General features: G+C 65.7%; 11 protein-coding genes. 4 read left to right on the forward strand and 7 right to left on the reverse strand.

Annotated elements, in window-relative coordinates; genetic code table 11:
* Positions 1-2: 2 nt before the first annotated feature.
* On the reverse strand, positions 3-461 hold the full coding sequence (locus ACFVYC_RS08535; protein WP_387548947.1) for an Lrp/AsnC family transcriptional regulator: 459 nt from the start codon (positions 459-461) through the stop codon (positions 3-5).
* A 344-nt stretch (positions 462-805) separates the two neighbouring features.
* Here ACFVYC_RS08535 and gluQRS point away from each other — a divergent pair, with 344 nt between their 5' ends.
* From gluQRS to ACFVYC_RS08550, 3 genes are all read left to right on the forward strand, one after another.
* The gene (gene gluQRS / locus ACFVYC_RS08540; RefSeq protein ID WP_387548949.1) at positions 806-1,702 is read left to right on the forward strand and encodes a tRNA glutamyl-Q(34) synthetase GluQRS; all 897 of its coding nucleotides are present in this window, start codon (positions 806-808) and stop codon (positions 1,700-1,702) included.
* Positions 1,703-1,789: 87 nt separating this feature from the next.
* Positions 1,790-1,990 (forward strand): AsnC family protein, encoded by a 201-nt coding sequence (locus ACFVYC_RS08545; protein WP_387548951.1) that lies wholly within the window; start codon positions 1,790-1,792, stop codon positions 1,988-1,990.
* A 59-nt stretch (positions 1,991-2,049) separates the two neighbouring features.
* Positions 2,050-2,703, forward strand: coding sequence for a phosphohydrolase (locus ACFVYC_RS08550; RefSeq protein ID WP_387548953.1), 654 nt, complete (start codon positions 2,050-2,052; stop codon positions 2,701-2,703).
* On the opposite strand, the gene ACFVYC_RS08555 is transcribed toward ACFVYC_RS08550, so the two are convergent.
* Positions 2,681-3,940, reverse strand: a complete 1,260-nt coding sequence (locus ACFVYC_RS08555) for a low temperature requirement protein A (protein ID WP_387548955.1) — start codon at positions 3,938-3,940, stop codon at positions 2,681-2,683. The genes ACFVYC_RS08550 and ACFVYC_RS08555 overlap by 23 nt on opposite strands.
* Positions 3,941-3,949: 9 nt before the next feature.
* On the reverse strand, positions 3,950-5,266 hold the full coding sequence (locus ACFVYC_RS08560) for an ATP-binding protein (protein ID WP_387548957.1): 1,317 nt from the start codon (positions 5,264-5,266) through the stop codon (positions 3,950-3,952).
* Between the two features lie 224 nt (positions 5,267-5,490).
* On the opposite strand from ACFVYC_RS08560, the gene ggt reads away from it, so the two are divergent.
* Positions 5,491-7,314, forward strand: a complete 1,824-nt coding sequence (ggt, locus tag ACFVYC_RS08565) for a gamma-glutamyltransferase (protein WP_387548959.1) — start codon at positions 5,491-5,493, stop codon at positions 7,312-7,314.
* Between the two features lie 90 nt (positions 7,315-7,404).
* Here ggt and ACFVYC_RS08570 read toward each other — a convergent pair whose 3' ends face one another.
* Genes ACFVYC_RS08570 through ACFVYC_RS08585 form a run of 4 tightly spaced genes read right to left on the reverse strand, consistent with a single transcriptional unit; the run spans position 7,405 to position 12,177 of the window.
* Entirely contained in the window at positions 7,405-8,916 is a 1,512-nt protein-coding gene (locus ACFVYC_RS08570) for an amino acid permease (RefSeq protein WP_387548960.1), read from the reverse strand.
* A 9-nt stretch (positions 8,917-8,925) separates the two neighbouring features.
* Positions 8,926-10,356: an aspartate ammonia-lyase gene (locus ACFVYC_RS08575; protein ID WP_387548962.1), complete on the reverse strand. Its 1,431-nt coding sequence runs from the start codon at positions 10,354-10,356 to the stop codon at positions 8,926-8,928.
* A gap of 6 nt (positions 10,357-10,362) precedes the next feature.
* Positions 10,363-11,433, reverse strand: coding sequence for an asparaginase (locus ACFVYC_RS08580; RefSeq protein WP_387548964.1), 1,071 nt, complete (start codon positions 11,431-11,433; stop codon positions 10,363-10,365).
* Positions 11,434-11,469: 36 nt separating this feature from the next.
* A complete protein-coding gene (locus ACFVYC_RS08585) occupies positions 11,470-12,177 on the reverse strand; it encodes a FadR/GntR family transcriptional regulator (RefSeq protein WP_387548966.1) in 708 nt (235 codons plus the stop codon).
* Positions 12,178-12,222 lie beyond the last annotated feature (45 nt).

Consider the following 12,222-nt stretch of genomic DNA (forward strand, 5'->3'; position numbering starts at 1 on the left):
GGTCAGTCGGCGAGCAGGCCGGTAGTGCGGTAGGGGATGACTTCGCGGAGGAACATGCTGGTGGAAGTCCGCACGATGCCCGGGCACAGCCTGATTTCCTCCGAGACGCGGTAGAGGTCGTCCGGGCTGGTGGCCACCACGCGGATCAGCAGGTCGGTGTCCCCGGCCGGCGCGTGGCACTCCAGCACCTCCGGAATGTTCCGCAGCGCGGCTATGGCCTCGTTGAGGTGGCTCTGGTCCAGTTCGGCGCTCACGGAGGCGGCCACCCCGCGTCCCAGCGCGGCGGGAATTACCCTGCTGCTGTTCGGGCGCAGCGCTCCCGAGGCCGTCATCCGCTCCAGCCTGCTTTGCACTGTTCCGCGGGCCAGGCCCAGCCGCTGTGCCAACACCATAACGGGAACGCGGGGGTCTTCGTCCAAGCCCTTGAGGATGCGCTTGTCGGTGGCGTCCAATTCCTGCAATCTGATCAGTTCCTGTCGGCGCAGGGCCAGCTGAGTTGGTCAGATTGACCACTCGAGGCACTGCTTGTTGTCCCCACTGTAGGTCTTCTGCTCAAATGATGGCAACGAAGGCAAAGCTACCGCTGAATCCCAACTGGCTGACAGGCTCCCGGCACACCCCCCGGCAACTGGACACAGCTTCCCGCAAGGAGGCCGCCGCTGATTGACTCTTGTTCACACCACGGTCATTCTGCAAACACGGCAAGAGCCCCTGAGCTACCGACGTCGGATCCCCGAAGTCATCGGTAGCTGAGGGGCTCTTGTGTTGTTCCGGCCTAATCACCCTTCCCGCATAGGGTTGATCCATGAGCTCCGCAGGCCGCTTTGCCCCCAGTCCCTCCGGTGAACTCCATGTGGGGAACCTGAGGACGGCCATCCTTGCCTGGTTGTTTGCCCGCTCCACCGGCCGGAGGTTCCTGCTCCGCGTGGAGGACCTCGACCGCGCGCGGGCGGGCGCGGAAGCGGAGCAACTGCGGGACCTGTTGGCCATTGGCATCACCTGGGACGGCGACGTGGTGCGCCAGACCGCCCGTGGCACCCTTTACGACGAAGCGATCTCCCGGCTCACGGGTGCCGGGCTCACTTACGAATGCTTCTGCACCCGGCGCGAAATCCAGGACGCTCCGTCCGCTCCGCACGCGCCGCAGGGTGCGTATCCGGGGACCTGCCGCAACTTCGATCCCGCTGAGCTGGAGTTCAAGCGATCCACCCGCCCCGCTGCCACCCGGCTCCGCGCCGACGTCGCGGAATACACGGTGCGCGACCTGTTGCACGGCTCCTATACCGGGTTGGTGGATGACTTTGTGCTGCGCCGCAACGACGGCGTGACCGCCTACAACCTTGCCGTGGTGGTGGACGACGCCGAGCAGGGCATAGATCAGGTGGTCCGCGGCGACGACCTCCTCCCTTCCACCCCGCGGCAGGCGCTTCTTGCCACGCTCCTGAATATTCCCGTTCCGGAATATGTGCATGTGCCGCTGGTGGTGAATGCCGACGGCGTCCGGCTGGCCAAGCGCGACGGTGCGGTGACGCTGCGGGATCTGGCGGAGGCCGGACTTCCAGCTGACGCCGTGAGGGACACGCTGCTGGAATCGCTGGGGCTGCCGGCCGGGCCCCTTGAGCGGGCAATGGCTGCTTTTGACCCGGTTGCCCTGCCGCGGGAGCCCTGGGTGTGGACTGGGGTCGACTCAGCCCGGCGCTGACCCCGGGTCCCTCCAAGGCGGCCCCGTCAATTTCCGTTGACGTCCGGCGGTCCGTCAATTATTGTTGACGCCATGGAGGTGGACCGCATGAAAACACTCGTGGGATCAATGGATGGCATGGGGCCGGCGGAGGCACTGCACGCCGTCGCCGAACTGCAGAAGGAAGTGAACAGGGCCGAATCGTCGCTGGTCCGGAGCGCGAGGCAGGCCGGATTGTCCTGGGAGGCCATTGCGCAGTGCCTGGGCGTCAGCAAGCAGGCAGTTCATCGGAAGTACGGCAAGCAGTAGCCCCCGGATCGGCTGAGCCCGGTTGAGCCCGGGCCGTCTGTTCCGCCTAGGCTTAGAACATGTCAGACCAGCAGGCCGCGGAGCAGAGCCCGGCGCCCAAATTTACGGTAGAGACCGCCAAGGTCCTTGCCGAGGTTGCCCACAACCGGCAGAAGGACAAACTGAAGCGCCCGTACCGGGAGCATGTCCTCGCCGTTGGAGACGCCCTCGCCGATTTCGACGACGACATCCGGATCGCGGGGTACCTTCACGACATTGCCGAGGACACTCCCATCACCCGCCAGGCCCTGCTGGACATGGGCGTCTCCGAGCGGGCGGTGGAGATCATTGAACGCGTCACCACCCGGCTGCACGGCAACCCGGACGACTATCAGGCCGGGATCCGCGAGATTGCCGAGGACCATGATGCCGCCCTGGTCAAAATCGCGGACAACGCCCACAACTCGTTGCCCGAACGGGTCAAAGCACTGGCTGAGAAATGGCCTGACAAGCCGCCCGTCACCAAGTACCGCGATGCGCGTCCTGTGCTGTACGCCGCCGTCGAGGTGGAGGAAGTTCGGAAAATCCTCGCCCGGGTGAATCCGTGGCTGCTGGAGGAGCTGGACGACCAGCTGGATGAGGAAGACACCACGGACTACGAGAACTTGTCCTACGGGGAGCCGGATGCCGCGGGTGACGCGGCCTCGGATGCTAGGACGGGCGGGAAGCAGTAGTCCCGGCCTCCAGCTTCTCCAGGGCGTGATGCAGCCGCTCCGAGCCGCGGCGCTCGTCAATGACAATTGACAGGCCGAGAGCCAGCACAATCACCAGCAGGCACACCGGAACCGAAACCCCGGCGGCAGCCAGCCCAACCGCCGCCGCCAGTGCCGTCAGCACGATGGCGGCCACGGTGATGACGGTGCGGTCCGGCCCAACCATGACGCTGTACAGCCAGGTCAAGGAGCCCTTGAACAGTGCCACCGGAACGGCAATGCTGGCCACGGCCACCGCGCCGCTGATGTGGGCCTCGTGGTCAATGTAGTAGGCGGCCACATGCAGGCCGGCACCCGTGGCCGCTATCGCGGCGAAGATGGGGATGTGGCCGTAGCCGAAGAGGAACGACCGGTGCCGGCGCAGGTGCAGCGCCCGTCCGGCAGGCAGCATGAAGTAGGTCCACCACATGGCGAAGGCCAGGGCGGTGCCGCCAAAGCCGACCAGTGCAGCGTCGACGCTCCAGCCATGGTTGGCAACGATGGCACGGAGGGTTTCGATGGCGCCGATGAGGCATTCGCCGAGGGCGATGATGGCCAGCAGCCCGTACCGCTCGGCAATGTGATGTGCGTGCCACGGTGTTTTGGCTTTTCGCTCGGCGGCATAGGGGGTGGCCATCTCCAGCGCGATCAGGGGCACAATCATAATGAGCGTGGTGGGAACGTCGGCCTCAATGATCAGTACCGCAATCCATCCGAGCTGCACCAGCGCGAGGTACCTGGCGTAGCGCAGGCATGTGCTGCGCCGCGCGGGATCCTGCCTGGCTGCCCGCAGCCACTGCGCCACCAGCGCGAGCCGCATGATCACATAGCCGCCCACGATCACCGCGTTATCGACATGGTCGCCTTCCACCAGTGAACGGAACATGGGCTCGATTCCCATGGCGAGGATCAGGACTCCCACGATCTGGACCATGGTGACCACGCGGAAGATCCAGTCGTCAGTGTCATAGGCGCTGGCGAACCAGGTGAAGTTGATCCAGGCCCAGATGACGGCGAACATCGCAAAGGAGAAGCCCAGCAGGCCGGGAATGAAGTGCGCTTCAGCGATTTCATGCGCAAACTGGCTGCCAGCCACGCCGAAGGCAATCACAAACGTCAGGTCGAAGAAGAGTTCAAGCGGCGTGGCTGCCCTGTGCTTTTCATGCGGATCGCGGCCGCCCATGCGTGCCATGGCATGCCGGAGGGGGTTGGAAGACATAAGTAAAAACTACACGCGGCCGAGGGCGTCGATGTCCTCCAGGAAGTCCTGGTGGACTTCGGCGCTGACGGTGGTCCGGGTTTCACCGATGGCGTCGAGGTAATCCTGGGTGGACGGTCCCCTCCGCACCGCCTCGCGGACGGAAAGCGTGCCGCCGGACGCCAGCCCGCCGTCGTCGTACACTGCCTTCTCCAGCGCGCGCTGGGAGGCGCTGCGGGCGGCATACTCGATGTCCGCGGGGGAGAAGCCTTCGGTGCGTTCGACGAGCAGTTCCACGTCCACGGCGTCCACCACGGGCGCCGGGATGAAGCGTTGCCACATGGCTTCGCGGGCCTGCCGGTCGGGGAGCCCGATGGGGATGACGTAGTCGAAGCGGCCGTGGCGGAGGAAAGCGGTGTCCAGGGCGCGGATGAAGTTTGTGGCGCAGACCAGCAGGCGGCCGGGCTGTTCCCGGAACGCGGGGATGATCTTGAGCAACTCGTTCGTTACGCCCTGCAGCGGCGAAGGCGGCTCCCCGGACCGCTGGGAGGCGATCTCCTCCACCTCGTCGATGAACACGACGGCGTGCTCCAGCTCCGCGATTTCGAGGAAGGTTTCGCGCAGCGCCCCGGCCAGGCCCTGCGGATCCGCGGCGAGCCGGGAGGGGAATACTTCGACGAAGGGCCATTCCAGGCGGGAGGCGATGGCCTTGGCGAAGGTGGTTTTGCCGGTGCCGGGCGGGCCAAAGAGTACAACGGCGCGTGGCGGCACGACGCCGAATTCGTCGGCGAGGTCCGCTTCCGCGAGGGGAAGGACGAGCCGGCGCTCGAGCAGTTCCTTTTCCTTGCGCATGCCGGCCACGTTTTCCCACAGGTCCCGGGCCAGCACGCGTCCCCCGAGCTGTCCCAGCGCACCGAGTTCCTGGCGCTGGACGGGGATGGTCCGCTCGAAGTAGCGCAGGTTTTTCTTGAGCGCGAAGCCGCGGCCCAGGAAGGCCTCCACGCGGGTTTCAGACTCGGGCATCAGCGCGGAGAGCTTGTTGAGCCCGTGCGGGGCCATGCGGTTTTCGACGGCGGCCAGCAGTGAGGTGCCGATGCCGCGGCCGCGGTACTCAGGAAGGGTGGCAAGGAAGACGATCCAGCCCTGGTCGTGCGCGGCGCGGCCGACGGCGGCGCCCACCACCTGGTCACCCTGCACCGCCACCACGGCGTGGTCCTTCTCGCAGGACGCCAGGACTTCGGACAGTGCGTATACGGGTTCGACGTTGTGGGACTTGAGGGTCTCCCAGAGGTGCAGGATCCCGTCGAGGTCCGCTGAGTGGAAGTCCCTGATCCGCCAGTTGGTCATACCGTCTCCCGGTTTGGTTCGTCGTTGAACTGCATGGGTGCCATCCGTGGTGCCCGCAGCCGTGGCTGCACAGGAAGCATATGCGATCCGCCCTGGCAGGGAGGTTGCCCTGCCGTTGCGTGACGCGTCCCGGTGGACCGGCCCGGGTAGCACCAGCCGTTGAGTGTCCCAGGCGCGAGGAGTACCCTGTGACGCACATCACTCAAACCCGTTCAGGAGCAATCATGCCAAATCTGGGACGCCGGCTTGCAGCCATGACGGCGGCGCTGGCTATGAGCGTAACCACAGGAGCGTTGGTTAGTCCGGCCGCTGCCCACTCGGGGCAGGCCGATGAGGCCAAAAAGACCCCTACCGCCACAGGCTACGGCGGCGCCGTGAGCACCGTGGACCTGGACGCCTCCGCGGCGGCCCTGAAAGTCCTCCGCAAGGGCGGAAACGCCGTTGATGCCGCAGTCGCGGCAGCTGCCACCCTGGGCGTGACCGAACCCTATTCCGCTGGTATCGGCGGGGGCGGCTACTTCGTTTTCTACGACGCCAGGAGGGGGACCGTCAGCACCATCGACGGTCGGGAAACTGCCCCCGCTGCGATGCCTCGGGATGCCTTCGTTAAGCCCGGCACCACCGAGGCTTATCCGTTCATCAAGCAGGCCACCAGCGGCATGTCTGTAGGAGTGCCCGGTACACCGGCCACCTGGGAGCGTGCTCTGGACCGTTGGGGGAGCCTGGATCTCGCCGAGGCCCTGCAGCCCGCCATCGAGGTGGCAACGGACGGCTTTGTGGTGGACGAAACGTTCCGCCAGCAGACTGATGAGAATGATGAGCGCTTCAAGCCATTCGCCGCGACCACCGAGCTGTTCCTCCCGGGAGGCCAGCTTCCGGTAGTCGGTTCCATCCTGAAGAACCCGGACCTGGCGCAGACATATCGTGTCCTGGGCCAGGAAGGAACGGACGCCTTCTATGAAGGCCCAATAGCGGAGGAGATCGTCACCACGGTCCGGAACGCACCCAGCAACCCGGATCCCAACACTTTGCCCGGACCTGCAGGCGTTATGACAACCGATGACCTTGACGACTACAAGGCTTTGGACCAGGATCCCACCCATGTGAACTACCGCGGCTACGACGTCTACGGCATGGCGCCGTCCAGCAGTGGCGGCACCACCGTTGGCGAGGCGCTGAACATCCTCGAGGTGTTCGACCTTCCCGCGCTGGCCAACGACAAGCCCAAGGTCCTGCATCACTACCTTGAAGCGGGCGCATTGGCCTTCGCGGACCGCGGCAAGTATGTGGGCGACCCCGCTTTTGTGGACGTCCCCACCGAGGAACTGCTGGACCCGGTCTTTGGCAAGGAACGGGCGTGCGAGATTGATCCGGCCAAGGCCGCGCCGAAACCCGTGGCCGCGGGAGACGTCAATTCTTACGACGGCACCTGTCCGGTTGAACCGGCGGCGCTCACCGACACTTCCGACACCGAGAACATCAACACCACCAACCTCACCGTGTCCGACAAATGGGGCAACGTGGTGGAGTACACCCTCACCATTGAGCAGACGGGCGGGTCCGGCATTGTGGTCCCCGGCCGCGGCTTCATCCTCAACAATGAGCTGACGGACTTCTCCCCGGTGTACAGCGAAACGGATCCCAACCGCATCCAGCCGGGCAAGCGGCCGCGCTCGTCAATGTCGCCTACGATCGTGCTGAAGGACGACAAGCCTTTCGTTGCGCTCGGTTCACCTGGCGGCGCAACCATCATCACCACGGTGCTGCAGACACTCATCAACCGGATCGACCTCGGCATGAGTATCTCTGACGCCCTCGCCGCCCCGCGCGCCTCGCAGCGCAACTCGGCAACGCCGCAGGCTGAGCCGGCGTTCATCGCAGCCTACGAGGCCCAGCTCAAGGAGTACGGACATCCGGCGTTCAGCTCCGTAGCCGAACTCGGTGCCGCCACGGCCGTTGAGTTCCTTCCCGACGGACGAACAGTGGCAGCCGCCGAGCCCGTCAGGCGTGGCGGCGGGTCGGCATTGGTGGTCAAACCCTCGCCATAGCTCCGCAACTGCCCAGATAACAACGACGGCGGCACCCGGGTTCTGTAGCTCCGGAACCTGGGTGCCGCCGTCGTGCGTTATGGAACGGGACTACTTCTTGAAGGTCTCCGACGGCGGGTTGGCGACCACGGGTGCGATCCCGGTGAAGCCTTCGCGGGTCTCGGCGATCTCGCGGATGCGTTTGCGGCAGGCGAACCAGCCGAACACCATCAGGACGGAAGCGATGGCGGTGACAAGCATGGTGAGCGGGGATTCGATGAACACCATCACCAGCACGCCCACCAGGAAGAGCAGTGAGAGGTACCCGGTGTACGGGGCGCCGAACATCCGGAACGAGGGGCGCTTGAGCCAGCCCTTGTCCACCCAGCGCTTGAGCTGGATCTGGCACAGCACGATGGTTGCCCAGGTCATGATGATGCCCACCGAGGCGACGTTGAGGACGATTTCGAAGGCGTCGGCCGGCACGAGGTAGTTCAGCGGGACGCCCAGCAAAGAGACGCCGGCGGTGATGGCGATGCCGCCATAGGGGACGCCGGCCTTGTTCATGCGGGAGGCGAATTTGGGGGCGGAGCCGTTGACGGACATGGAGCGCAGGATGCGGCCGGTGGAGTACAGGCCGGCGTTCAGGGAGGACAGTGCGGCGGTAAGCACCACGAGGTTCATGATGACGTCTACGCCCTGGATGCCGATGGAGCCGAAGAACGTCACGAAGGGGCTGACGCCCTTTTCGTAGGAGGTGTAGGGCAGCAGCAGGGCCAGCAGGATGACCGAGCCCACGTAGAAGACGGCGATGCGGAAGACAACGGAGTTGATGGCCTTGGGCATGATCTTTTCCGGGTTCTCGGTTTCGCCGGCGGCGGTGCCCACAAGCTCGATGGAGGCGTAGGCGAACAGCACGCCCTGCATCAGGATGATCATGGGGAGCAGGCCGTTGGGGAAGATGCCGCCGTTGTCCGCGATGAGGCTGAAGCCCACCTGCTGGCCGTCCACGGGGGTGCCGAAGATGACGAAGTAGGTGCCGACGATGAGGAAGACCACCAGGGCGGCCACCTTGATCAGGGCGAACCAGAATTCCATTTCGCCGAAGACCTTCACGGAGACCAGGTTCAGTGCCAGGACCACCACGAGGGCAATCAACGCCCAGGCCCACTGCGGGACGGCTGCCATCCAGGGAATGTAGTTGCCGAAGAAGTTCATGTAGAGAGCGGCGGCGGTGATGTCCACAATGGTGGTGGTGGCCCAGTTGATCCAGTAGAACCAGCCGGAAACAAACGCGGCCTTTTCGCCGAAGAATTCACGGGCGTAGGACACGAACGAGCCCGACGAGGGGCGGTGCAGCACCAGTTCACCCAGTGCCCGGAGGATGAGGAACGCGAAGAAGCCGCACACCGCGTAGGCGATGACCAGTGACGGACCCGCGGCGTTGAGGCGGCCGCCGGCGCCGAGGAACAGGCCGGTGCCGATCGCGCCGCCGATGGCGATCATCTGGATCTGCCGCGGCTTGAGGTTCTTGTGGTAACCCTTGTCCTCGGCGTGCAGGGCCGACTCGGAGGCATGCGCCTGGGGCGGGACGGTGTGGTCCGTGATGGGGGAGTTTGTCATGGGGAGTCCTTACTTGCTGAGGTTGGCGAGGCGTTCGGGGCTGAGGAGTTCCTGGAGTTGGGTGCTCGTCAGGAGGCCGTGCTCGAGGACAAGTTCGGCCACGCCCTTGCCGGTAGCGAGCGCTTCCTGGGCGATCGCGGTGGCGGTGGCGTAGCCCAGATGGGGATTGAGGGCGGTGACCAGGCCGATGGACTGCTCCACCGTGCGGCGGAGATGCTCGGTGTTGGCGGTGATGCCGCGGATGCAGCGGGCGGTCAGGGTGCGGCAGGCTGCTTCCAGGTGGGAGATGCTCTTGTGGAGGCTGTGGACGATGACGGGTTCGAAGGCATTGAGCTGGAGCTGCCCGGCTTCGGCGGCCATGGTGATGGTGACATCGTTGCCGATCACCTCGTAGGCCACCTGGGAGACAACTTCCGGGATCACCGGGTTGATCTTGCCGGGCATGATGGAGGAGCCGGACTGTACGGCCGGCAGGTTGAGCTCGCCGAAGCCGGCGCGCGGGCCGGAGGAGAGCAGGCGGAGGTCGTTGCAGATTTTGGAGAGTTTCACGGCCACCCGCTTCAGCACTCCGGAAAGGTGCACGAAGGCGCCCACGTCCTGGGTGGCTTCGATCAGGTCCGGGGCGGTGACCAGCGGCAGGCCGGTGATCCCGGCCAGATGCCGGCAGGCGGTTTCGGCGTAGCCGGCCGGGGCGTTGAGCCCGGTGCCGATGGCCGTGGCGCCGAGGTTGATTTCGTGGATCAGCAGTTCGGCCTCGGCGAGGCGGAGCCGGTCCTCGCCGATGGTGATGGCGTAGGTGCCGAACTCCTGGCCCAGGGTCATGGGCACGGCGTCCTGCAGTTGGGTGCGGCCCATCTTCACCACCGTGCGGAATTCCAGCGCCTTGGAGGCGCAGGCTTCCTCGAGTTCTGCCAGGGCGTCGAGCAGTTCCCGGGCAGCGAAAATCGTGCCCAGTTTCACGGCCGTGGGGTACACGTCGTTCGTGGACTGCGACAGGTTCACGTGGTCATTGGGGTGCAGGCGGGTGTAGTCGCCCTTGGGATGGCCCAGGATTTCCAGCGCGCGGTTGGCAATGACCTCGTTGGCGTTCATGTTCGACGACGTCCCGGCGCCGCCCTGGATGACGTCAACGACGAACTGATCGGCCAGCAGGCCGTCCAGGATGTCCTGGCACGCCTGTTCGATGGCGTCGGAGCGTTCGGCATCCAGCAGCCCAAGTTCACGGTTGGTGCGGGCGGCAGCGAGTTTGACGGCTGCGAGTCCGCGGACCAGGTGCGTGTTGGAGGCCAGCTTTTGGCCCGTGATGGGGAAGTTCTCCACAGCCCGGAGGGTGTGGACACCCCAATAGGCGTCGGCCGGAACGTTGCGGTCTCCGAGCAGGTCGTGTTCGGAGCGGACGCCGGCGTCTGCGAGGGTTGCGGCGGTTTCGATGGTAGTCATGGGTCCTTACAGGGCTTCGTTGACGGGTTCGGACGAGTGGTTCAGGAAGTCGGTGGCTTGCAGCAGGCCCACCTGGTGGCCGCCGCCCAGCACCGGGGCAGTTGCGATGCCGGAGAGGCGTGCGGTGTCCACGCCCAGCGCCTCGAGGAGCTTGACCGTGGCGGGCATCCGCGCGCGGTCCCCGCCGTCGGAAATTTTCACGGCAACGGCACTGCCATCGGCCAGGCCCACCAGCTGGACGCCTTCAAAGCCGTCCTTGGCCACGGAGCCCGGGAGCAGGCGCATCAGGGCGGTGACGTCGCGGCCTTCGCCGGCCACCATGTCCGGGTGCTGCTGCATGGCGAGTCCGACGGCGGCTGCCGCGCTTCGGGGAACCGGCCCGCCGTCGTCGTACGCACCAGTGCCCGCGGCGGCTGCGATGAGGCCGAAGGCGCGGGCCATGCCCTGCAGGGTGAGGGCAAACAGAGGGGTGCCGCAGCCGTCGGTGCTGACGGTGAATGGTTCCTCGTCCGTGAGGTCCCTGACGGTTTTGGCGACGAGCTGCTGCAACGGGTGTGAGGGATCCAGATAGCCGTGGACCGGCCAGCCGTTGACCACGCAGGTGGCGGCCATGGCCGCGTGCTTGCCGGAGCAGTTCTGGGTGAGCTGGGTGGCCGCACCGCCGGTGCGCAGCCATTCCTCGCGCTCGCGGGCGCCGTAGGGGAGGTCGGTGCTGTTGTCGAAGGCATTGACGCTGAGCCCGTGCAGCTCAAGGATGCGCAGCGCTCCTTCGCGGTGCTTGGCCGCACCGGAGTGGCTTGCCGCTGCCAGGGCAAGGAGGTCGGCCGGGAGTTCAAGGCCGGCGCGGACCATCGCGACGGCCTGCAGGGGCTTGAGGGAGGACCTCGGATAGAACGGCTTTGAGGGCTCACCCGCGGATGCCACGGTTGATCCGTCTGCGGCCATGGCGATGGCCGAGCCGTAGTGCACGCTTTCGACGAGGCCGTCGCGGATGGCGGTGACCAGCGGGGCGTGCTGCGGAAGGGCCGGCAGTGCCGGAGCAGGTGTGCGGGCAGCAGAAAGCGCAGGGGAGGGCATGGGGTCCTTGGGTGGAGGTGTGTTCGGTGGTGGACGTTAGTTGTTCAGGATGGAATCGAGGGCGATGCCGACGGCGGCCAGGTGGCGGGCCATGGCTTTGCTCGCGGCCTTCGGCGAGCCGGCCTCGATGGCGGCCAGGATCTCCTGGTGTTCCAGGTCGGAGGCGTGCTGCCGGTCTGCCACCATGTTCAGGGTTTCGGACTGATGGGCAAGGGCCCCGCGGATGTCGGCAACCACGCTGGCAAACACCTTGTTGCCGCTGGCGCGGGCGATGGCGGCATGGAAGCTCGAGTCCAGGGCCACCCAGGACTCGGGATCGGTTTCGGTGGTCATTGCGGCGACGATGTGGCGGAGTGTTTCCAGCTCTTCGTGGCTCCGGCGTTCAGCGGCCAGCCCGGCTGCGGGAACCTCGATGTGCGGGCGAGCTTCGGTCAGGTCCCGGGCAGAGTATTGGCCGAGCGTGAGGTCGTTTGCCACCTTTTTCGCGATAACGAACGTGCCTTTGCCCGTTTTGGTAACCGTGAGGCCAAGGGCGGTGCAGGAGCGGAGAGCTTCGCGGATGACTGACCGGCTGACCCCGTACTGCTGGGAAAGGGCTGCTTCCGAGCTGAGTTTGCTGCCCACTGCCAGCCGCTCGGACTCGATGTCCTGGCGGAGGGCGTTGAACACCGCTTCGGCAGCACTAAGCCTTGCGAGCGGAAGGGCTGCAGGCTGTCCTGCTGTCGGGCTGTCTGACAGGTTCACATCTTAAATATGGCAGGGGTCACAGCAGGTGTCAATGCAGAGTTC

Source organism: Pseudarthrobacter sp. NPDC058329 (genome assembly GCF_042879835.1).
GTDB lineage: Bacteria > Actinomycetota > Actinomycetes > Actinomycetales > Micrococcaceae > Arthrobacter.